The organism is Pantoea sp. NPDC088449 (assembly GCF_044753225.1).
Classification (GTDB): domain Bacteria; phylum Pseudomonadota; class Gammaproteobacteria; order Enterobacterales; family Enterobacteriaceae; genus Pantoea; species Pantoea floridensis.
Genome location: NZ_JBIVMT010000001.1, coordinates 1,392,749 through 1,415,106, shown reverse-complemented (window position 1 = coordinate 1,415,106; position 22,358 = coordinate 1,392,749). Strand labels below are relative to the sequence as shown.

Sequence of the window (22,358 nt, the reverse complement as noted above, 5' to 3'; positions counted from 1 at the left end):
ACGAAGATGATAATGATAGTTAATATCATTTAACTTGTTTGAATGCGTTTGAACACCTAAAGTAGCTGCCGTCCCTCACAGAGCTAACGCCTTTAATGAGCGCCGGAGATAAGCGCCGGAAGGGATTTCAACGGGGCTGCAGGATGCAGCCACGGTTGAAGTTTAGCGAGGTTTTCGTGCTGCCAGTAAAAACATCATGGGACGATCGCGCTCTTCTGCCAGTGCGGGATTCTGTTGTAACTGCTCGTCGCTCGGCCCCCATTCATCAAGGTGAACGATTTCAAATCCTGCGCCAATCAGCGCATTAACCCAGGTCGCCAGTTTGCGGTGCTGTTTTTTTACGCCATCGGCAAACCAGTTGCTAATGCGTTCTCCTTCCTGCTGATAGTGGTTTACCGGCCAGCTGCGCTGCTGCTTGTCATCCAAAATCCATTGCTGTTGCGTTGGCGCGGTATAAATCGGGTGCTCACATGAAAACACCAACATTCCGTCCGGCGCTAATGCATTAAAAAGCGTGGCGAAAAGCGCATCAATGTTGATGAGGTAATGCAGGGCAAGGGAGCTATAGGCGAGATCGAAGGTTTCACTGAGCTGCAGCGTTTCCAGATCGGCGCGCTGATAGCGAATGCCGGCTCCCTGCGTCATCTTCGCGGCTTTTTCCAGCATTTTCTCTGAAACATCCAGCCCCAGCACGTCACGCGCGCCTTGCTGTTGTGCATAGCGGCAAAACCAACCATAGCCGCAGCCTAAATCAAGAATGTGCTTATCAAGTAAATCGGGAAGCATAGCGCGTAAGGCTGGCCATTCTGGCGCGCCTTCTAATCCGTGAACGGAACGGGGCAGAGTGGCATAACCGGCAAAAAAATCAGGATCGTCGTAAATATTCTGGCTCATAAAAGCTCCTTTATATGATGCGCAAAGGAGTTTAGGCGTTTGGGGATGAATGTAAAGTCAGGTAACTATCCCACCAGTAACAAATGCACCAAACGAGCGAGTGACTCCAGCAGCAGCAGGCTACCGATAAAGATGACAACTAATACACCAATGAATTGTTTACGGCCGCTCATGCTGTTCCCTCCGCTGGCAAACCTCACCGGACTATACTTTATTCCGGGTTCACTAAACTTCCATTCAACCGGGGAAGATTACATGCTTTATCAAACGATACGTGCCCAAATGTGGCGAAAAATTTGGGTGGTAGGCGATTTACACGGTTGCCGCGCCCAACTTGATGCACAGCTTCTGCAGCGCGATTTTGATAAGCAGCAGGATCTCTTACTTTCGGTTGGCGATTTGATCGATCGTGGGCCAGATAGCCCGGGCTGTTTACAGCTGCTGCAGGAGCCGTGGTTTCGCTGCGTGCGGGGTAACCATGAGCAGATGGCGCTCGCGGCCCTGGAAGGAAAAGATCAGACGTTATGGATGATGAACGGCGGTGACTGGTTTTGGCAGTTGAAGGGAGCCAGCTTAATTGCGGCGAGACATGCATTGAAGCGCTGCGCCGAATTACCCCTCATTCTGCATCTGGATTTGGGGCATCGCGTTGTAGTGATTGCGCATGCTGATTATCCTGCCAGTCACTATGTGCTAGGGCAGGATGTTGATTGGCAACAGGTGGTATGGAGCCGGGAACGCTTGGGGCACCATCAGCGCGGACGTTCTGCCAACATTGATGGTGCCAGCGACTTTTATTTCGGCCACACGCCACTGGAACAGCCGCTAAACATCGCAAATCAGCACTATATCGATACCGGCGCGGTATTTGGTAATCACCTCACGCTAGTACAGCTGCAATAACGCTTAGCGGAAAAGACGCCCGTCGCGCACCAGCTCACGCGGATAGCTATTTTTAATCCGATTGCCGACCTTTTTCGCCAATCCCAACGGTTGCTGCTGATAGGTGACGATCACCTCATCGCGATTTGGCAACGTATCGGGATGGATATCCTGACCGCGATACCAGGCCTCCGCTTCTGCATCTGTGAGTGCAAATTCCAGTTCACTACCTGGCTGTGATAACGCGACGACAGCTTCATGTTGCCACCGATAACCTTTCGGGAAGGTCTCCGCCAGCTTGAGGCCGATGCGCGAGAAGCGTACTTTACCCAGCCAGCTTTCCAGAGCCGAGGGGAACAGCCACAGCTCTTTGTCACGTTGCCACAACGTGTGGTTCTCATCCCAATGCAAGCCCACTTTTGCTGCAGCCTGTTGCACTTCCGCGCTTAGCTTACGGCTACAGGGCGAGAAAGGCAGTTTGCCAACCTTATAAGTGGGGGCAGGCAACGCGGGAAGGCGGGCGGTTTTACGCAGGCGCGCAACAAAGAAACCTTCGCTATCGAAGATCTGCGGGAAAACGTGCAGGAATCCTTCCGGTGTCGATGCCTGTTCCGCGCCGGCAAACAGACCATTAAGTGGTACGATTTCTACTGCGTCGGGATAACGCTGTTGCAACCAGTGAATGACCTGTTGGTTTTCGATCTGATTCAGCGTGCAGGTGGAGTAGATCAGCGTACCGCCAGGCTGCAACGCGTGGAAAGCGCTATCGATGAGATCGCGCTGGGTATCAGCGATCGCTTCGGTACTGGCCAGCGACCAGTTGCGCAAGGCGTCAGCATCTTTGCGCACCACGCCTTCGCCGGAGCAGGGCGCATCCAGCAGAATGGCATCGAAGCGTTCCGGTAGCGCCGCACCAAATACGCGCCCATCGAAATGGGTAAGCGCCACGTTGCTCACGCCGCAGCGGCTAATGTTGGCGTGCAATACCTTAACGCGACTGGCGGAATATTCATTAGCCAGAATGGCACCCTCATTGCGCATCAGCGCGGCCATCTGCGTGGTTTTGGATCCTGGCGCCGCAGCCACATCCATCACCTGACGCGCGTCCGGCGCGGCATCAAACAGCGCGGTGACCGGCAGCATCGAACTGGCTTCCTGAATGTAGAAAAGTCCGCTGAGGTGTTCCGCGACGCTACCCAGCGGCAGCGATTCATCGTCACGCTCAATCCAGAAGCCTTCGGCACACCATGGAATGGGCGATAAGCGCCAGCCATAATCGGCAGTGCGTGCCAGAAAATCGGCGACGCTAATTTTTAAGGTATTAACACGTAAGCTGCGGCGCAGCGGTTGCTGGCTGATGGCGAGAAAACGTTGCAGTTCGGCTTCGTCAGCAAGGCTTACACGCATAAGCGTGAGGAAATCTTCAGGAAAGCGATCGGACACGAGCATCTACCGGGAAACAAAATGAGCGCGAAGTGTAACACGCGAAAAAGAATCGGGCAGCCAGGCTGCCCGATTTGCTTAAGGTTGATTAGGATCCGGAATTGCCGTGCCCCAATTGCGCCACTCTTTTGGCGCTTCATCCTGCAGCAGGAAGTGCTTGTTGGCGCCGGCCTGTGGTGCTAACGGCACCGTTGGCGGCGTCGCAAACTGCACGCCGCCACGAATGAACTGCTGGAAAGTACCGGTTTTCAGTACGCCGCCAATCAGGCCGAAATCAAAGTTATAACCGGACGCCAGCCAGAACACCGAGTTGTTACGCACCAGATGTTGGTATTTCTTGCTGATGCGCAGGGCGATTTGCACACGATCCGCCATGTTACCCAGCGAGGTACCGGTAACGGTGCCAACCTCGACGCCACGGAACAGCACAGGTGTACCTACCGATAGCGAGCCGGCTTCGGCGGCATCAACGTAAATGGTCAGGCCGTTGAGGTAGCGTGAATCGGTGATGGTGCTTTCCTGCAGTTCAAACGTACGTGCGGGTGCACCTTTGCCCGGGTCGACGTTAACGTAAGGCTGCAGCAGCGTTTCCAGATGATTAACACCCGCCGGAGAAATCTCAGGTGACACCACCGAGAAACGGCTGCCGATACGCGCGAAATCCTGCACGTACTCCGGATAAAGTACCGCTTTTGCCACCACCTGATTGTTATCCGCACTCAGCGCCAGCGATTCAACCTGACCGATGTTAATGCCGAGATAACGAATCGGCATCCCGGCCGCCAGTTTGCTGGCATCAAAAGTATGTAAGGTGATCTGGCTGCCGACGGCACGCGCCGCGGTTTCTGATGGATAAAGCACGCGTTTCACGCCTTTCGCTGCCTGCGCGCCGGTGAGATTATCGAAGCTGATGGCCCCTTTCAGCGCCCGGTTGAGCGGCGAAGCCTGCACGGTTAAGCCGCTACCGTTGAGTTGGACTTTTGCACCGCCTTCGGCCCAGAACACGCTCTCACTGGTCAGTAACTTACGATACTGCGGTTGGATGTGAATTGAGATTTCAAAGGCATCTGTGCGCGGTACGACATCAACCACTTCACCGACCTGGAATTTACGATAAAGCAGCACCGATCCCGCCTGCACGTCCGGCAAACTGTTAGCAGTGAGTTTCAGCGTAGTCGGTGGCTGCTCTCCGACAATGCCTTCTTCCGCACGTTCTGCGTCGGCATATAAAGGGTAACGGTTTGATGGGTTACCTTTCGCGCCCGGGATCAGGCGAATTCCGCCATCGACCCATTCGCGCGCGCTCGCGCCCAGCACCTGCATCCCATCGAGGCCAAACTTCACGTCGAGGCGGCTATTCACCACAAATTTACTGTCAGCGTGGACCAGCTGACGGTGTTCCGGATTGATAGCCGCCACAAAACTGATGCCGTCTTCGTCCAGAGAGCGTGAGATGACCTGGCCAATCTTCATGCCGTACAGCATGACTGGCTGACCAGCATCAATACCATAGGTTTCCGGTGCACTCAGTTTAACCGTGAGCACATCCGGTTTCTGCAGCAGGGTTTCGCTGGCGGGCAGCACGGTGAAATGATCCTGTGGCTCACCTTCGCCGGGGACCAGTTCAAAGGTGTTGCCCGTCAACAGACTACTCAAATTAGTGTCAGTCAGGCTGATTTTAGGGGTGCGCATCTCGATACGCGTCCCGCTGCGCATCAGGCCGGTTACCGAAGGATCCACCGTCAGTTCGCCCGTGACTTTGCCGCCATCCAGCAGATTAAGTTTGGTTAAGGTGCCGACTTCCAATCCCTGATACATCAGCGGCGTACTGTCTGCTTTAAGGTTGTTGCCGCTCGGCAGATCCAGCTGGACCTGCACGCCTCGCTGGCTTCGAGCCAGATCGGGATAGAGTTGATAGGTTTCATCAACCTTGGCCTGCTGGCCGTCATTCGGCGAATCGAAGGCAATCGCGCCATTGACTAACGCGGCTAAACTCTCCAGCTTCACTTTGGCACCGCTCAGGCTGACGTCCGCATCTACGCCCGAGACATTCCAGAAGCGGCTCTGCTTCTTCACCAGATTGATAAAGCGACGCTCAATCAGCACATCGATAGTTACCCCATCGGTGCTGTTATTCAGGCTGTAATCATAAACACGGCCTACCGGAATTTTGCGGTAATAGACCAAAGAACCGGTGTTGAGCGAACCCAGATCCGGCGCGCGCAAGTGGATCAGGAGTTCACCGGTATTGACGCGATATTTCGGTTGGGTATCAAGCGCAGTGAAGTGATCGCTCTCTTTACCTTTGCCCGGCATCATACCGATGTAGTTACCGCCGACCAGAGCATCAAGCCCGGACACGCCTGCCAGCGATGCCTTTGGCGTGACGAGCCAGAACTGGGTGTCTTCACGCAGCGCATCACGCATATCGCTTTTGATACTGGCCTTAATCTGGATGCTGCGATAATCATCGCTCAGCACGATGCCTTGCACCGTGCCCACTTCCACACCTTGATAACGGATCGGCGTACGACCCGGCACAATCCCATCGGCGGTCTGGAAGTTTATGGTGATCGTCGTACCGCGCTCCTGATAATTGGTCCATAGCAGCCAGCCAGCAATCAGCAGGGCGATAATAGGCAATAACCAGAACGGCGAAATCTTGCGCTTATTGCGCAGATTGGCGCTAGTCGGTGTAGTCGGCGTTTCCTGTTGCATGTGCATCCCAGATCAGGCGGCTATCAAGCCACTCTACAGCCATAATGGTCAGGATCACGGCGGAGCCAAAATAGAAGGCGGCCGGTCCCATGGTAAAAGCCAGAAGCTGATCGCGATTGACCAGCGACATGGTTAACGCAATGACAAACAGATCCAGCATCGACCAGCGGCCCACCCAGGTTACGGCGCGCAGCAGACGAATGCGGGTTTTTATGCCCTGTTCGCATTTGAAATGGATGCTGAGTAGCAAGGTCAACATCACTAACACTTTGGTAAACGGCACCAGAATACTGGCGATAAACACCACTGCAGCAACGGGCACATTCCCGGATGCCAAACCAAGAATACCGGAGAAGATGGTATCTTCGCGACGCGCCCCGTTAACGTAAACCACTGAGATCGGTAACAGGTTGGCGGGGATCAGCAGCACAATCGAGGCAATCAACGCGGCCCAGGATTTCTGCAGACTGTGGCGGCGGCGATAATCAAGTGGCGTGTGACAACGTGTGCAGCGGCCTCGCTCATCGGGTGTGCCAGTTTGATGGCAATTAAGGCATACCTGCCACTCTTCCGGCGGCGAGATCGGCATGGATTGGGGATAATAGTGTTCCCATAGCTGCTCAACGTTAAGATGAATCAGCGTCAGCAGACTCAGCACCGTCAGTGCGATATAGGCTACTAAACCATAACCGACTTCCAGCGCGGCATAATCCTGCACCTTTATCGACGCCACCGCCACGCCGACCAGATAGATATCCAGCATCACCCACTCTTTCAGCTTATCCAGCATCAAAAGCACCGGGCGAAGATTCATGCCGAGGGCGTTGCCGATCCACAAATAAATAATGCCAGCTACCAGCGTGACCGGCGCGCCAATGGTACAAAACGCCACCATTGAGGCGGTGAGGGTATTGCCCTGCTGCGCCATCTGAATCACGCCTTCCAGCAGGCTGGCATTAATTCGCATGCCGAGCAGGCGGATATCCACCAACGGCAAGCTGAAGGCGAAAGGCATTAATACGATCATCACCACCGCCATGGCGGTGAGGCGCGTCATTGACCAATCACGACCACTTTGGATTTGAGCATGACAGCGGGGGCAGTAGGCTGTCTGATGCGATTTCACATCCGGTAAGGAAAAAAGGGTATCGCATTGCGGACAACGCTGATAACGTGCGTGGGGCAACGTCTGGCTGATAGCGTGAATTTTCATAGGTGACGCAAGTGCCCATCGTTCGTTACGGTTACCGGCATGCTGAGCAGAGCAAATCTGCCTGCAACATTCAGTGGTACAAGAATAGTCTTATCCACCGAATGCTAAGGGTATAGTAACTAACAGAATGATTCACCTGATGCGCCTGGATTATTAGTGCTTATTTTAACAACTGAGTGACAGTAAGGTCACCCCAGTGATGAGTTATGGTTAAACAATGAACAAAAAAGCTTTTTACGAGGATTTGAATCGCGATGTCCGCGCCTTGTTGGCGGGTGAAACCTCGTTCTTGGCCGCGCTCGGCAACTGCAGTGCGCTGCTATTTGAACGCCTCGAGGGCGTGAATTGGGCAGGATTCTATTTGCTTACTGAGCCGAATACGCTGGTACTGGGACCCTTTCAGGGCAAAATTGCCTGTGTGCGTATTCCGGTGGGCAAAGGCGTGTGCGGTACGGCGGTGGCCGAAGATAAAGTGCAGCTTGTTGAAGACGTGCATGCATTTCCTGGACACATTGCCTGTGACGCAGCCAGCAATGCAGAAATCGTGATTCCTCTGAAAGTAAATGGCACCCTCGTAGGTGTTTTAGACATTGATAGTACGGTTTATTCTCGCTTCGATAGCGAGGATGAAGCGGGGCTGGTGGCCCTTACCGACGGGCTTTGTGAAGTGCTGGCGGGCAGCGACATCGTAAAATTTATTCAGCTGACGCACAGCTAATCGACTGGATCACATAGCATTTGGCGATGTTGTCATTATAATGTCGCCTGTTCATGCCTGCTCTGGTCGGCAAATCCGTTGTAATCAGGAAATTTCATGGAAAATCAACCTAAGTTGAATAGCAGTAAAGAAGTCATCGCCTTTTTGGCGGAGCGTTTTCCGCAATGCTTTAGCGCCGAAGGCGAGGCGCGTCCGCTCAAAATCGGCATTTTTCAAGATCTGGTCGAGCGTGTTCAAGGCGAACTGAGCCTGAGCAAGACGCAACTGCGTTCTGCCTTACGTCTATATACCTCTAGCTGGCGTTATCTTTATGGCATCAAAGCCGGTGCCATTCGTGTTGATCTCGACGGTAACGCCTGTGGCGTGCTGGATGAGCAACATGTAGAACATGCGCGCAAGCAACTGGAAGAAGCCAAAGCTCGCGTGCAGGCGCAGCGCGATCAGCATAAAGCGAAAAAGCGTGAAGCCGGTGAAGAGACCGCTGAACGTCGTCCGCGTAAACCTGCTCCGCGTAAAGCTGCCGCAGGCGATGCGCCGCGTCAGCCACGTCCTCAGGCGCCGCGTGCGGCCACTGCCGAACGTAAGCCTGCGCAGCAGCCACGTGCTAAACCTGTCACTGATACCTCAACATTGCAACCCGGCCAGAATATCAAGGTGACTGCAGGCAAAGGTGCAATGGACGCTACCATTCTTGAAATCACCAAAGATGGCGTTCGGGTTCAGCTCGCTTCCGGCATGGCAATGATTGTGCGCGCAGAACATTTGCAGTTCTGAAACGGAGGCTGACCCTGGCATGAACAATATTTTCAAGATCGGTATGATCGCGGGCCTGCTATTGGCAGGCCCCACCTTTGGCGCAGATAACATTACGCGTGCCGACCAGATTCCACAGCTACATGAAGACCCGCAGCATCCAACCGTCAGTGAACGCGTTACCTCGCGCTTTACCCGTTCCCACTATCGCCAATTCGATTTGAATCAGGACTTTTCAGCGAAAATTTTTGATCGCTACCTGAATCTGCTCGATTACAGCCACAACGTGCTGCTGGCCTCGGATATCGCGCAATACGCTGATAAGAAAACCACCGTGGGCGATGAGTTCCGCAGCGGTAAGCTGGATGTGTTTTACGATCTCTACAATCTGGCGCAGAAACGTCGCTTCGAGCGCTATCAATATGCGCTGAGTGTTCTGAATCGCCCCATGAATTTCACCGGCAATGACACCATTGACATTGACCGAGCAAAATCGCCCTGGCCGAAAAGCGTTGATGAGCTGAACGCGCTGTGGGATGCCAAAGTAAAATACGATGAACTGAGCCTGAAACTGGCCGGTAAAGATGAAAAAGATATCCGTGAAACGCTGACCAAGCGTTACAACTTTGCCATCCGTCGTTTGGCGCAAAGCAATAGTGAAGATGTGTTCCAGCTGGCGATGACCGCGTTTGCGCATGAAATCGATCCGCACACGAACTATCTTTCACCGCGCAATACCGAGCAATTCAATACTGAGATGAGCCTGTCTCTGGAGGGGATTGGTGCGGTGCTGCAGATGGATGACGATTACACCGTAATCAACTCGATGGTGGCGGGTGGACCTGCTGCGAAGAGTAAATCGATCACCGTTGGCGATCGTATCGTTGGCGTTGGTCAGCCGGGCAAACCGATGGAAGATGTTATCGGCTGGCGTTTGGACGATGTGGTTTCCAAAATTAAAGGGCCGAAAGGCAGCAAAGTACGCCTTGAAGTCCTGCCTGCGGGTAAAGGGACCAAAACCCGAACGGTCACGCTGACGCGTGAGAAAATCCGTCTGGAAGACCGTGCCGTAAAAGGGACCGTGCATAACGTCGGTAAAGAGAAAGTCGGCGTGCTGGATATTCCAGGCTTCTACGTTGGTCTGACTGACGACGTAAAAGTACAGCTGCAGAAACTGCAAAAGCAGAACGTCGACAGCATCGTGATTGATCTCCGTACTAACGGTGGCGGCGCGTTGACCGAAGCGGTTTCCCTGTCGGGTCTGTTTATTCCGAGTGGTCCGGTGGTGCAGGTGCGTGATAACAATGGCCGTGTGCGTCAGGACAGCGATAACGACGGGATTGTGTATTACAAAGGTCCGCTGGTCGTACTGGTGGACCGCTTCAGCGCCTCCGCATCTGAAATCTTTGCCGCGGCGATGCAGGATTATGGCCGAGCACTGATTGTCGGCGAACCGACTTTCGGTAAAGGTACCGTGCAGCAATACCGTTCACTGAACCGAATTTACGATCAGATGTTGCGTCCAGAGTGGCCAGCGTTAGGTTCCGTGCAGTACACCATTCAAAAGTTCTATCGCATCAACGGTGGCAGTACACAGCGCAAGGGCGTTACGCCTGATCTGCTGATGCCCACCGGCGTAGAGGCTGCAGAAACGGGTGAGAAGTTTGAGGACAATGCACTTCCATGGGACAGCGTAAATGCGGCCAGTTATACCAAAACCGGCGATATCGCGCCGCTGGTACCGCAGCTGACCAAAGAGCATGCAGACCGCATCGCGAAAGATCGTGAATTCCAATACATCATGAAAGATATTGCACGCTTTGATGCCATGAAGGACAAGCGTAATATCGTGTCGCTCAATCTTGCCCAGCGTGAGAAAGAGAACCATGAAGATGATGCATTACGTCTGGAGCGTATTAACGCGCGTTATCAGGCGGAAGGCAAAGCACCGCTTAAGAGCATTGAAGATCTGCCGAAAGACTACAAAGAACCCGATCCGTATTTAGATGAAACGGTGAAAATCGCTAACGATATGGCGCAGCTGGAAAAAAATCAGCCGGCAGCCGAAGCAGCGAAATAATCCTTTGGCTTGAAATCAGCACCGCTCCGGCGGTGCTTTTTTTTGCGTGAGAATTATTTTCTACTGGATGGCACGCACTGAATTGCGCAGGCTGCCATCTAATGTAAAGTTATGTCTTTTTAGGCACTTAAAGATTAAGGTTGCTTGAAATGCGTGGCAATGACCATAGGATAGGTATCCGCGCATGAGCGCGTGAACAACTGAGGAAGAATAACGTTTATGATGCGTATTGCTCTTTTCCTGCTCACCAACCTGGCGGTGATGTTGGTATTCGGACTGATATTAAGTCTGACAGGAATCCAGTCAAGCAGTGTTCAGGGCCTGATGATTATGGCAGGTCTGTTTGGCTTTGGCGGTGCGTTTGTTTCACTGCTGATGTCCAAATGGATGGCGTTACGATCCGTTGGCGGTGAAGTCATTGAACAACCCCGTAATGAGACGGAACGCTGGCTGATGAATACCGTTGGCCGCCAGGCTCAGCAGGCCGGCATTGCGATGCCGCAGGTGGCAATTTATCACGCGCCGGATATCAATGCTTTTGCTACTGGTGCGCGCCGCGATGCTTCGCTGGTTGCCGTTTCTACCGGACTGCTGCAAAACATGAGTCGTGATGAAGCGGAAGCGGTATTGGCGCATGAAATTGCCCATATCGCCAACGGTGACATGATTACCATGACGCTAATTCAGGGTGTGGTGAACACCTTTGTTATCTTCATCTCCCGAATTCTTGCGCAAATCGCTTCGGGCTTCCTGTCCGGTAATCGCGATGGTGAAGAGAGCGGGAACGGTAATCCAATGGTTTATTTCGCCGTCTCGATGGTGCTAGAGCTGCTGTTCGGTTTCCTCGCCAGCCTGATTACCATGTGGTTCTCACGTCACCGTGAATTCCACGCTGATGCAGGTTCTGCGAAGCTCGTGGGGCGTGAGAAGATGATTGCGGCGCTGCAGCGTCTGAAAACCAGCTACGAGCCGCAGGAGCCAAGTAGCATGATGGCGTTTTGCATTAACGGCAAAAACAAATCGTTGAGTGAGCTATTCATGTCACATCCGCCGCTTGATAAGCGTATCGAAGCGTTGCGTACGGGTGAATACCTCAAGTAATTGCGATTTATTGCAGAACAAGGGCGCTGAACGGCGCCCTTGTTATTTCTATGATTCGACGGTCGCGCGTGATTGCGTCATACGTGCCAAACTCACTACCGCAGCGACGGTGGCAAAGCTGCCAGCCAGCACCAGCGACGCATGAGTACCGCTATCGTTGAAGAGATTAAACATCAGTGCCACCAGCGCTGCGCCGCTACTTTGTCCCACTAAACGCGCGGTGCCCAGCATTCCACTGGCACCACCGCTACGATTACGCGGTGCAGCTGAGATGATGGTGTGGTTGTTCGGTGACTGGAACAAACCAAAGCCGGCACCGCACAGCATCATACGCCAGATAATATCCGCATCGGTTGGCTGCGTGGGCAGCAGCGCCAGCAGGAAAAGCCCAGCGGCGAACATCGCTAACCCCAATCCGCCTAATAATCCCGCATGGAATTTCTCAATCAGCCGACCCGCAATCGGCGCCATTACCATCGTCGCCAGCGGCCACGGCGTTAACAGCAGGCCCGTTGCGACTTCATTGCGCCCCAGCACGTTTTGCAGGAAAAACGGCAGCGCCACCATCGCCAGCATCTGTGCGCAGAACGAGCAAATTGAGGTGCCAATCGATAGTGAAAAAATGGGGATACGCAGTAAGTCCACAGGTAGCAGCGGAACGGGCATGGCCAGTTGCCGACGAACAAATATCACACCCACCAGCACCAACGCCACCAGTTCGGCCACAATCAGCCAGCCGTTCTGTCCCTGAGAAAAGCCGCTGAGCGCGGAAATCAGCAGGCCAAAGAACAGTGCATTCATAATGGCACTTGGCACATCAAATTTTTGTTGTTTTGCTTTCTGAGTGTTATCAGGCAGGAAACGCAACGCTAGCCACAGCGCGATAATCCCTAAAGGAACATTAATCAGGAATAACCACTTCCAACTGGCGACTGAAAGAATGGCAGCTGCAACGGTGGGTCCTGCTGCGCTGGATACGGCAACGATCAGCGAGTTAATCGCCATCCCACGTCCAAGAAAGCGCTGCGGGTAGATGATGCGAATCAGTGCCGTATTCACGCTCATCAGCGCTGCACCGCCAAAGCCTTGCAGCACACGAGCAACCGTCAGCATATTCAGCGAGGAGGAGAGGGCGCAAAACAGCGACGTGGCGATGAACAGGGCCAGCCCGACCTGATAGATGCGCCGATAACCGAGCATATCTCCGAGAAACGACAGCGACAGCAGCGAGATAACGATCGCGATTTGATAGGCGTTAACAATCCAGATCGATTCTGCTGGGCTAGCATTGAGTTCGCGTGCAATGGTGGGCAAAGCTACATTAGCGATGGCGCCATCAAGTACCGCCATCATGATGCCAAGCGCAATGGTGATTATCGCGCCATAGCGCTGGGGAACGGGTAAACCATCCTGAGAAACGGTTAAAGACATAAGTTAGATAAATGAAGGGGGTGAATATCATCATGCTAATCAATTCGCTGGCGAAAAGCACCGCATTCATTGACATAAAATTACGTGTGAATGTGTCACTGAGTCTGGGTCGTTGCCGCCAGCGATGGGAAACGCATATACTGACGATTCTGTTCCGTTTTTTTTGAAACACTTTCAAAAAAGGATACGCGCCATGGCGAGTAGCGAAAATGACAAACAGCCGGACTCCGTTTCATCAGTAATGAAGGTGTTTGGCATTTTACAGGCGCTGGGGGAAGAGCGCGATCACGGTATTACTGAATTATCCCAGCGCGTTATGATGTCGAAGAGCACCGTTTATCGCTTTCTGCAGACCATGAAGTCGCTCGGCTACGTGGCGCAGGAAGGGGAGAGTGAGAAATATTCGCTGACTCTCAAACTGTTTGAACTCGGTGCCAAAGCCCTACAGAACGTTGATCTGATTCGTAGTGCAGATATTGAGATGCGCGAACTCTCGCGCTTAACGAAAGAAACCATTCATCTTGGTGCGCTGGAAGAAGACAGCATCGTCTACATCCACAAAATCGATTCGCTGTATAATTTGCGAATGTATTCCCGCATAGGTCGCCGTAATCCATTGCATACCACGGCAATTGGGAAAGTGCTGCTTGCCTGGCGTGAGCGCGCTGAAGTGCAGGAAATTCTAAACGAAGTAGAGTTTCGTCGCAGCACAGCGAAAACCATTGTCACGGCCGAGGCGCTATTGGCCGTTTTGGATCAGGTCAAAGATCAAGGTTTTGGCGAAGATAATGAAGAGCAGGAAGAGGGATTACGCTGCATCGCAGTACCGGTATTTGACCGTTTTGGCGTGGTGATCGCCGGGCTCAGTATCTCATTTCCGACTATCCGCTTCTCCGAAGAGGCGAAAAATGAATATGTTGCGATGCTGCATCGTGCAGCACGAAATTTGTCCGAACAGATGGGCTACCACACTTATCCTTTTTAACGATTAAAAACGGGCTGTTGCCAGCCCGTTTCATCATTAGTTATCGACGACTTCGCCACTTTTCTTCAGCAGTGGACAATCCGTTACGCCAACGATTCCGCTATCTGTGTGCAGGTACTGTGCCGTGATCATGCCGCGCGCCGTTAAGTAGCTACACTGCAGTCCTAATCCTGCCGCATTCTTATTGCTACCGGTGAGGACACCATAGCCCGTAAGCAGCATGGCCAGCCAAATCAGCGCTACTAACCCAATCGTGCGAATAAGTAATTTCATGCTTTCTGTTCTCCTTGTGATACATAACGCAGCTGTCCTGACGTTGCTGCCAAACCTACTGTAGTAGCATGCCTCGCTTTAGCCAACGGATCGATCAGAGATAACTGAAAGACGTAACGCTGCGGGATAATCTGCTTTCAGCCGCTACCCATTATCTTTTCTGCCGCCAGCGAGTAGAATCAGCGGCGGAGTAGAGATTTGATTTTTGACTATAGAGGCAGTTATGAATGAATTAGCCGCAAATACCAGTCCGCTGTTAACCTATGGCGTCCTGTCCCTGATCATTATTGTGGCCTTTATCGCCTGGTTCTTCGTCAATCGGGCCAGCGTGCGAGCAAGTGAGCAAATTCAGCTGCTGGAAGCGCTAATAGAAGAGCAAAAGAAACAGAATGTACTGCTGCGTCGTCTGGTCGATGCACAGCCCACCACAGCAAAACCAGTTGTCGATGAAGACGCGAATGAACAACGCGATTTTATTCGGATGATCCCTGAGCGCTAAGCATGTCATAAACCATTGTTAGCGATGTGATAAAGCCTCTGCTGCGCACTATAATGGTGCGCAGCAGTTTTTCTACCGGATGTTCATTGTATGAGAAGTACCACTATGAATAGCCATGAAAGATGGCCGGGTGAATATCATCTAAGATTAATCCTAAGGCACTTTCGTTAAATCAGGCCTTGTGCTGTTTTTTATAACATTTAATTGTTAAGTGCTTAGAAAAAAATGAGATAAATGCCACATCATTATGAATGCTTTTATATGGGGCGCATATTATTTGCTTCTCCTGCTTTTGGTGCAGAACAATTACTAACTTATACCGAATAAAGCTATTTGTACAAGATTTGTACTGCGCACAATTGTTGCGTGGCAGGCTAACTTTTTGGTGGAATATTTTATTCGTGCCATATTAATGCAATATTTTTCCCGTATTGTTAATGGCTTAAAATGTGTCGTTGAATGCTTCACCGCTACGCTTGACTAATAGGGGTATTAACGCTAACTATACTGAGTGATAACCTTTTTTTGCCCAGTTTATTCTTCCGCTGTCAATACACAGTAGGATGAAGAAAGAGGCGTTAGCAGGTGAATTAGCTAATTATGTGCGTCACGTCGATCACCGTTTAAAAATGGCTTGCCATTAATTTGCGAATATGTGATAACAAATCGTGGGTCAAACGAGGTACAGTTCTGTTTATGTATGGCATCTTCAGTAAAGAAGTTACGAGTAAAGACGTTGACGTTGAATACCGCTTCCTTGCCGAACCTTAAATTAGTGCCTCATTCAGTAATGTCTCTGGTTTATCTGTAAGTCTGCCCTTAGGGCAATATAAACATCGAAAGGAAATTTGCGAAATGGCAAAGATTAAAGGTCAGGTTAAGTGGTTCAACGAGTCTAAAGGTTTTGGTTTTATTACTCCTGCTGACGGTAGCAAAGATGTGTTCGTACACTTCTCTGCAATCCAGGGCAATGGTTTTAAAACTCTGGCTGAAGGCCAAAGCGTTGAGTTCGAAATCCAGGACGGCCAGAAAGGTCCAGCTGCGGTCAACGTTACCCCAATCTGATTTCGATCTCAGGCTCGGTGCCATGCACCACTGATAAGAATCTTAAAGCCCTGCTCTCTGAGCAGGGCTTTTTCTTTATTCTTTCTGTTACCAATTGTCCAGGGTAAACTGCGCCGCGAAACGCTAACTCGGAGTTATCTATGTCGTTGATTTGCCCACTTTGTCATCAGCCTCTTCTCCAGCAGTCCAACAGCTTCCGCTGCGATGCGGGACATCAGTTTGATCAGGCTAAAGAGGGGTACGTCAATCTTCTGCCGGTGCAATATAAGGGCTCGCGAGAACCCGGTGACAGTGTTGAAATGCTGCAGGCGCGTCGAACGTTTCTTGATGCCGGACACTATCAACCTTTACGTCAGAGCGTTGCAGGGCTCCTTGCGCAACAGCTGGGGTCGCACTCATCGCAGGTATTGGATATCGGCTGTGGCGAAGGTTATTACACGGCGGCGATGGCTGAAGCACTGCCTCAGGCAAAACTATTTGGTCTTGATGTGGCTAAGGCAGCGATACGCATGGCGGCTAAGCGCTATCGCAAGGTGAAATTTTGTGTGGCATCAAGCCAGCGTTTACCGTTTGCGGATGCAGCGCTGGATGGGGTCGTGCGTATTTATGCGCCCTGCAGCGAAGATGAGTTGGCGCGCGTCATTAAGCCGGGCGGCATCGTATTGACGGTGACGCCAGGGCCACACCATTTGCGGCAGTTTAAAGCGCTTATCTATCGCGAAGTGCAGCTTCATGCGGCTGAGGAGAAAGCGTATGCAGGTTTTAAGTTGGCCGATCGGCAGAACCTGCATTACAACATGAAATTAAGTGGGGCTGACGCTGTTAGCTTATTACAAATGACGCCATTTGCCTGGCGCGCACGTGAAGAAGTCTGGCAAAACCTCGCAGCGTCCAGCGAGTTTAGCTGTGATGCCGATTTCACGCTCACACTGTGGCGGCGCGATTAACGCGCTTCCACGAGCGTAGTGTAAATCCGCTCCAGATCGTCAAGCTGCTTTACGGCAATCAGCAGGCGACGTTGTTCCAGCTGCATCACCAGAATGCCGTCTTCAGACAGATTCATGCTTTGGATGCGCCGATAATCAATCCATACAACACCATAAAACAGGCCACTCTCCTTCATCAGCAGTTTTGGACTGCGAATCCAGAATAACCACACCGACATGAAACACAGCGCCATCAGCAAATTGGTAGTGAGCTGGGTTCCATGATTATCGATGTTGTTCCATAACAGAATCAGCAGTAACACAATGAAAATAGCGCTATCTATCTTGTGGCGGCGGCGCAGCGCGACACGCAGTTTAGTCGGTCCATTACGGCGCGGTAGGATCGCTTCGTCATAGATGGCATACAGCGCGAAACCTGCAATAAGCAGGGCGATTAGGGCGTCAGTCAGTGACATTAGGTGTTCTTCCTCAACCGAATTTACCTCAACGTGGGCGCTCAGGTAATGCCGTTCGAAAATAGCCGGGAGCCGAGCTCCCGGCCAGATTGTTACAGACCGAGCAGGCCAATCCAATAGCCGAAGATACCAATGGCGAAGAAGCCAACGATAATCCACAGCGCATTGACTTTACGACGCAGCAGCCACATACAACCAAAGGTCAGCAGCAGCGGAATCAGGCCAGGCATCAGCTGATCGAGGATCGACTGAACCGTCGTAACGGTGGTTTTCCCTGTCTGGTCGGTGATGCGTGACACCACCAGCGGCACATTCACATGCGTCCACTTGTTGACCAGCGCCCCCATGACAAAGAGGCCGAGAATCGACGCGCCCTCCGTCAGTTTCTGCAGGAAACCGCCGCCCATATCGCTGACGATATCGACACCTTTCCGATAGCCGTAAGCCACACCGTAATAACGGGTCAACATACGCACCACGTTGAACAGGATGAAGAACAGCAGCGGGCCTAACAGGCTACCGCTCATCGCGATACCGGCGCCCAACGCCGCAAACACCGGGCGAACGGTACCCCAGAAGATCGGGTCGCCAACACCCGCGAGCGGGCCCATTAAACCAACTTTGATACCGTTGATTGCGGCATCATCGATAGCCGCACCGTTAGCGCGTTGCTCTTCCATCGCCATTGTTACGCCGAGCACAGGTGCAGCAACGTATGGATGGGTGTTGAAGAACTCCAGGTGACGTTTAATCGCCTGTTTACGATCGTCGTTGTTTTCCGGGTAAAGGCGACGGATCACCGGCACCATTGAGTAGCAAAAACCCAGCGCCTGCATACGTTCAAAGTTCCACGAACCCTGAAACAGGTTGGAGCGCAGGAACACACCGCGGACATCGCCAGGGGTGAGTTTCTTTGGAGTGTTAGTTGTATCAACCATGATTTCACCTGTTCCTAGTCGAGTTCGTTATCGAGGTCATTGTTTGCAGGACCGGCCGTTGCAGCACCTGCAACGCGGTTATATTTCGGTGCCAGCTGGATATACAGCACCGCCATCACCACGCCAATCACGCCCAGCGCAACCAGGTTGAAGTTGGTGAAGGCTGCAGTGACGAAGCCAAGGTAGAAGAACGGCATCAGGTAGCCCGCACGCATCATGTTAATGACCATAGCGTAACCAACTACCACGATCATACCACCGGCGATGTTCAGGCCATTGGTAACAACTTCAGGAATGGAGTTCAGCAACTCCTGAACGATGCTGGTACCCACAGAAATCGCCACGATCAGCGCAGGAATCGCAATACGCATTGCCTGCAAGACCAGAGCGGAAACGTGAATCCAGCTGATTGCGCTCAGGTTGCCTTTCTCCGCTGCCTTATCGGCGGCATGCTGGAAGGCGACGGTGATGGTGCGCACAATGATGGTCAGAACCTGGCCAGCCGCGGCCAGTGGAATAGCCAGCGCGATACCCGCACCCACGCTTTGCCCACCCGCGATAACCAGAATGGTTGAGATGATGGAAGCCAGCGCAGCATCAGGTGCAACCGCAGCACCGATGTTCATCCAGCCCAGCGCGATCATCTCCAGCGTACCGCCGATGATGATACCGGTTTTCATATCGCCAAGAACCGCACCAATTAAGGTACAAGCCACCAGCGGGCGGTGGAATTGAAACTCATCAAGAATCGATCCCATCCCGGCGATACAGGCCACAATAAATATCAAAATGATTTGTAGCGTGGTTATCTCCATTGCATTTCTCCTCTGCAAGGTCTCTAAAATTCGCCCGCATACGCAGGCAAAGGGCGAACTACGGATTGACCTTGGCGATCAGGTCCATCATTTTCAGTCGCTGATCGCTGGAAACTTTACGCACTTCCAGTTCGATACCGCGCTCGTTAAGTTTGCGGAACGCGGCGATATCTTTCTCATCGACAGATACCGCATTGTTCACCTGCGTTTTGCCCTGACGGAATGCCATGCCGCCGATATTGACGGATTTGATATCCACGCCTTGCTCAACAATCCTTAAGACATCCGTTGGATTGGTAAACAACAGCATCACCTTGTCCTGACCATATTTTGGGTTATTCCAAACGCGGACCATTTTGTCGACATCCACTACGTGCGCGGTAACGCCCGGCGGTGCAACTTGAGTCAGCAAGGTCTTGCGCACATGATCGTTAGCCACTTCATCACTGACGACGATAATGCGCGTGACGTTGGTTTCTTTCGTCCAGCGCGTTGCCACTTGCCCGTGAATCAAGCGGTCATCAATACGCGCAAGGCCAATTTTCATATGATCGCCCGGACCCATCGGTTTTTGCGGCTGGGCAGGGGCTTTTGCCACCACCGGTGCCGCAGCCGCTGGAGCAGGCGTTTCGGTTTTGAGCGCTTTAACGCCTTCACGACCGGCCTCAACTGCGATATGAATCAGTTCCTGCAACGATGGATTGTCATCACGTCCCATCAGCGTTTCCACCAACATCGGAATGTTGACGCCGGCGATGACATCATAGTCAGGTTTGTCTACCACAATACGGCTGGCCGCGTTAAACGGACTGCCACCCCAAGTATCGACCAGGAACAACACGCCCTTTGACGTGTCGAGATCGGCTAGTCGTGCCTGATACTTTTCGATTAGCGTTTCTGCATTTTCGCCGGGAACGAAATCAATCCATCCGACATTTTCCTGCTCACCCAACAGCATTTCTGCTGTTTTAAGCAACTGTTCTGCCGCCCAGCCATGTGTACCAATTACAATAGCAATGGTCACTTGCTACCTCCGTTCGCGTGAGAGATTCTCGGGCAGTGCCGGGAATCATTGAAAATTACCGTTAGTGTTTCAGGTGGATCGTTAGGTCTAAGATGAAGAAAGGCATCAATAAAAAAAACGAAACTATCCGCTGCACAGCGATAAGGTCGCGATTTATTTTAGTGATCGAAAAAATAAATTATGTGATGTTTGTCAGCTATTCAGAGCGTAACGGCGCTAATGTACGCTTTTGTGCGTTATTCAGGCGTTTGCGTAGATATTTGTAAATGTAATAAATTTTTTTGACGCCGTTGATGTAACTGATACATTACTCCTCTGTTTATTACTCAGGAGTACCGGGCTTCAGCTCACCTTTATGGACCGTCACCGACGTCGCTCAACATCTTCTCTGCGCGTTACCGCGCACGCCTTTACGCACTTTAGCGTTATCACCGCCTTTAACGATCCCGCGTCTCACCTTCCGGTGCAGGCTCAAATACGTGCATCTTCACGTTCAGTAAGGAGTCATTGATGGAATTTCTCTTTGATCCCTCAATCTGGGCCGGATTGCTCACGCTCATCGTGCTCGAAATCGTTCTTGGCATTGATAACCTGGTCTTTATCGCCATCCTCGCGGACAAGTTGCCGCCGAAGCAGCGTGATAAAGCCCGTCTGATCGGCCTGTCGCTTGCTCTGGTCATGCGTTTGGGCCTGCTGTCACTGATCTCCTGGATAGTGACACTGACGCGACCCCTATTCAGCGTAGGCGATTTCAGCTTTTCCGGACGAGATTTAATTCTGTTGTTCGGAGGTTTGTTCCTGTTATTCAAGGGAACCATGGAGCTGCATGAGCGACTCGAGAACCGCGGGCTGGAACATCAGGGCAATAAAGGCTACGCCAGCTTCTGGGCGGTGGTGATTCAAATTGTTGTGCTGGATGCCGTATTTTCACTTGATGCAGTGATCACTGCGGTGGGTATGGTAAACCATCTGCCTATTATGATGACGGCAGTTGTTATCGCCATGGGCGTGATGTTGCTGGCTTCAAAACCGCTGACTAACTTCGTCAACGCTCACCCAACTGTGGTGGTGCTGTGTCTGAGCTTCCTGCTCATGATTGGTTTGTCCCTGGTGGCGGAAGGCTTTGGGTTCCACATTCCTAAAGGTTATCTGTACGCCGCGATTGGCTTCTCAATTATCATCGAGTTGTTCAACCAAATTGCGCGCCGTAACTTTATTCGTCATCAGGAACATCGGCCGATGCGCGAACGTACCGCAGAAGCGATTCTGCGTTTGATGGGCGGACGCCAGCGCAAACAGGCAACCACCGCGGAAGAAACCTCATTGACTGAAGCGATGCCGCAGGAAGCCTTTAAGGACGAAGAGCGCTACATGATCAACGGCGTGTTAACGCTCTCTCAGCGCTCTATCCGCAGCATTATGACACCGCGCGGTAATATCTCCTGGGTTGATGTTTCGCGTCCGCTGGATGAAATCCGTATTCAGCTGCTGGATACGCCGCACAGTTTGTTCCCGGTATGTCGCGGTGAACTGGATGAAATCATTGGCGTGGTGCGGGCTAAAGAGCTGCTGGTGGCGCTGGAACATGGAATGGATGTGGCCACCTTCGCCGCCAATACGCCGGCGATTGTGGTACCCGAAACCCTGGATCCGATAAACCTGCTGGGCGTACTGCGTCGCGCGAAAGGCAGCTTTGTTATCGTTACCAACGAATTTGGTGTGGTACAGGGTTTAATCACGCCGCTCGATGTACTGGAAGCGATTGCCGGTGAGTTCCCGGATGAAGATGAAACGCCGGATATCATTGCGGATGGTGACGGTTGGTTAGTGAAGGGCGGCACCGATCTGCACTCGCTGCAACAGCTGCTGGATCATCACGAATTGGTGAAGGCCGATGAAGATCACGCCTCGTTAGCCGGTTTGCTGATTGCGCAAAAAGGCCAGCTGCCGCTCCCGGGAGAAGTGATTGATCTGCCACCGCTGCATTTCCAGGTCATCGAGGCGACGGAGTACCGCATCGACCTGGTTCGCGTAACGAAAGATAAGCCCTATGACCACGAAGAACATGAAGAGTAAATCATTGTGCGTGGATAAATAAAAAACGGCCACTCCGTAACGAGTGGC

General features: G+C 52.2%; 21 protein-coding genes. 11 read left to right on the top strand and 10 right to left on the bottom strand.

The features are described from left to right. Window positions 1-162 precede the first annotated feature (162 nt). Window positions 163-894, bottom strand: coding sequence for a class I SAM-dependent methyltransferase (locus ACIP6T_RS06700; protein WP_400456052.1), 732 nt, complete (start codon window positions 892-894; stop codon window positions 163-165). 255 nt (window positions 895-1,149) lie between these two features. Here ACIP6T_RS06700 and ACIP6T_RS06695 point away from each other — a divergent pair, with 255 nt between their 5' ends. Then, window positions 1,150-1,797, top strand: coding sequence for a metallophosphoesterase (locus ACIP6T_RS06695; protein ID WP_097097705.1), 648 nt, complete (start codon window positions 1,150-1,152; stop codon window positions 1,795-1,797). 3 nt (window positions 1,798-1,800) lie between these two features. On the opposite strand, the gene rsmF is transcribed toward ACIP6T_RS06695, so the two are convergent. The 3 genes from rsmF to yebS form a co-directional block, all read right to left on the bottom strand. Next, window positions 1,801-3,225, bottom strand: coding sequence for a 16S rRNA (cytosine(1407)-C(5))-methyltransferase RsmF (rsmF, locus tag ACIP6T_RS06690; protein ID WP_400456050.1), 1,425 nt, complete (start codon window positions 3,223-3,225; stop codon window positions 1,801-1,803). A 72-nt stretch (window positions 3,226-3,297) separates the two neighbouring features. Further along, on the bottom strand, window positions 3,298-5,937 hold the full coding sequence (locus tag ACIP6T_RS06685; protein ID WP_097097119.1) for a PqiB family protein: 2,640 nt from the start codon (window positions 5,935-5,937) through the stop codon (window positions 3,298-3,300). Next, complete coding sequence (yebS, locus tag ACIP6T_RS06680; RefSeq protein WP_400456048.1) at window positions 5,906-7,150, bottom strand: membrane integrity lipid transport subunit YebS; 1,245 nt, start codon at window positions 7,148-7,150, stop codon at window positions 5,906-5,908. Before yebS ends, ACIP6T_RS06685 begins: the two co-directional genes overlap by 32 nt. 217 nt (window positions 7,151-7,367) lie before the next feature. Between yebS and ACIP6T_RS06675 the strand changes: the two genes are divergently transcribed. The 4 genes from ACIP6T_RS06675 to htpX all read left to right on the top strand — a co-directional run bounded on the left by ACIP6T_RS06675 (window position 7,368) and on the right by htpX (window position 11,802). After that, window positions 7,368-7,868, top strand: coding sequence for a GAF domain-containing protein (locus ACIP6T_RS06675; RefSeq protein WP_007889607.1), 501 nt, complete (start codon window positions 7,368-7,370; stop codon window positions 7,866-7,868). A gap of 96 nt (window positions 7,869-7,964) precedes the next feature. After that, window positions 7,965-8,642 (top strand): RNA chaperone ProQ, encoded by a 678-nt coding sequence (proQ, locus tag ACIP6T_RS06670; RefSeq protein ID WP_400456046.1) that lies wholly within the window; start codon window positions 7,965-7,967, stop codon window positions 8,640-8,642. Between the two features lie 19 nt (window positions 8,643-8,661). Next, complete coding sequence (gene prc / locus ACIP6T_RS06665; protein WP_345829506.1) at window positions 8,662-10,701, top strand: carboxy terminal-processing peptidase; 2,040 nt, start codon at window positions 8,662-8,664, stop codon at window positions 10,699-10,701. A 219-nt stretch (window positions 10,702-10,920) separates the two neighbouring features. Beyond that, window positions 10,921-11,802 carry a protease HtpX gene (gene htpX / locus ACIP6T_RS06660; RefSeq protein ID WP_097097124.1) on the top strand — a complete coding sequence of 294 codons (882 nt, stop codon included), beginning with the start codon at window positions 10,921-10,923 and terminating at the stop codon, window positions 11,800-11,802. Between the two features lie 48 nt (window positions 11,803-11,850). Here htpX and ACIP6T_RS06655 read toward each other — a convergent pair whose 3' ends face one another. Next, window positions 11,851-13,233 (bottom strand): MFS transporter, encoded by a 1,383-nt coding sequence (locus ACIP6T_RS06655; protein ID WP_097097125.1) that lies wholly within the window; start codon window positions 13,231-13,233, stop codon window positions 11,851-11,853. A gap of 193 nt (window positions 13,234-13,426) precedes the next feature. Here ACIP6T_RS06655 and kdgR point away from each other — a divergent pair, with 193 nt between their 5' ends. Continuing rightward, complete coding sequence (gene kdgR, locus ACIP6T_RS06650; RefSeq protein ID WP_097097126.1) at window positions 13,427-14,218, top strand: DNA-binding transcriptional regulator KdgR; 792 nt, start codon at window positions 13,427-13,429, stop codon at window positions 14,216-14,218. A gap of 36 nt (window positions 14,219-14,254) precedes the next feature. On the opposite strand, the gene ACIP6T_RS06645 is transcribed toward kdgR, so the two are convergent. Then, window positions 14,255-14,491, bottom strand: a complete 237-nt coding sequence (locus ACIP6T_RS06645; protein WP_097097127.1) for a YobH family protein — start codon at window positions 14,489-14,491, stop codon at window positions 14,255-14,257. A 223-nt stretch (window positions 14,492-14,714) separates the two neighbouring features. On the opposite strand from ACIP6T_RS06645, the gene ACIP6T_RS06640 reads away from it, so the two are divergent. The 4 genes from ACIP6T_RS06640 to rlmA all read left to right on the top strand — a co-directional run bounded on the left by ACIP6T_RS06640 (window position 14,715) and on the right by rlmA (window position 17,002). Further along, window positions 14,715-14,990 carry a YebO family protein gene (locus tag ACIP6T_RS06640; protein ID WP_097097128.1) on the top strand — a complete coding sequence of 92 codons (276 nt, stop codon included), beginning with the start codon at window positions 14,715-14,717 and terminating at the stop codon, window positions 14,988-14,990. A 696-nt stretch (window positions 14,991-15,686) separates the two neighbouring features. Continuing rightward, window positions 15,687-15,761, top strand: a complete 75-nt coding sequence (locus ACIP6T_RS06635; protein ID WP_110866451.1) for a DUF2627 domain-containing protein — start codon at window positions 15,687-15,689, stop codon at window positions 15,759-15,761. Between the two features lie 84 nt (window positions 15,762-15,845). Beyond that, entirely contained in the window at window positions 15,846-16,055 is a 210-nt protein-coding gene (gene cspE, locus ACIP6T_RS06630) for a transcription antiterminator/RNA stability regulator CspE (protein WP_008110414.1), read from the top strand. 140 nt (window positions 16,056-16,195) lie between these two features. Next, on the top strand, window positions 16,196-17,002 hold the full coding sequence (rlmA, locus tag ACIP6T_RS06625; protein WP_400456043.1) for a 23S rRNA (guanine(745)-N(1))-methyltransferase: 807 nt from the start codon (window positions 16,196-16,198) through the stop codon (window positions 17,000-17,002). On the opposite strand, the gene ACIP6T_RS06620 is transcribed toward rlmA, so the two are convergent. The 4 genes from ACIP6T_RS06620 to manX all read right to left on the bottom strand — a co-directional run bounded on the left by ACIP6T_RS06620 (window position 16,999) and on the right by manX (window position 20,234). Continuing rightward, window positions 16,999-17,457: a DUF986 family protein gene (locus ACIP6T_RS06620; RefSeq protein WP_345829512.1), complete on the bottom strand. Its 459-nt coding sequence runs from the start codon at window positions 17,455-17,457 to the stop codon at window positions 16,999-17,001. The two genes, rlmA and ACIP6T_RS06620, sit on opposite strands and share 4 nt — an antisense overlap. Before the next feature lie 92 nt (window positions 17,458-17,549). Continuing rightward, the gene (locus ACIP6T_RS06615; protein WP_097097131.1) at window positions 17,550-18,395 is read right to left on the bottom strand and encodes a PTS mannose transporter subunit IID; all 846 of its coding nucleotides are present in this window, start codon (window positions 18,393-18,395) and stop codon (window positions 17,550-17,552) included. Window positions 18,396-18,409: 14 nt separating this feature from the next. Next, window positions 18,410-19,210, bottom strand: coding sequence for a PTS mannose/fructose/sorbose transporter subunit IIC (locus tag ACIP6T_RS06610; RefSeq protein WP_097097132.1), 801 nt, complete (start codon window positions 19,208-19,210; stop codon window positions 18,410-18,412). A gap of 58 nt (window positions 19,211-19,268) precedes the next feature. Continuing rightward, on the bottom strand, window positions 19,269-20,234 hold the full coding sequence (manX, locus tag ACIP6T_RS06605; RefSeq protein ID WP_345829514.1) for a PTS mannose transporter subunit IIAB: 966 nt from the start codon (window positions 20,232-20,234) through the stop codon (window positions 19,269-19,271). A 510-nt stretch (window positions 20,235-20,744) separates the two neighbouring features. On the opposite strand from manX, the gene ACIP6T_RS06600 reads away from it, so the two are divergent. Then, entirely contained in the window at window positions 20,745-22,310 is a 1,566-nt protein-coding gene (locus ACIP6T_RS06600; RefSeq protein WP_345829515.1) for a TerC family protein, read from the top strand. The last annotated feature ends 48 nt before the right edge of the window (window positions 22,311-22,358 follow it).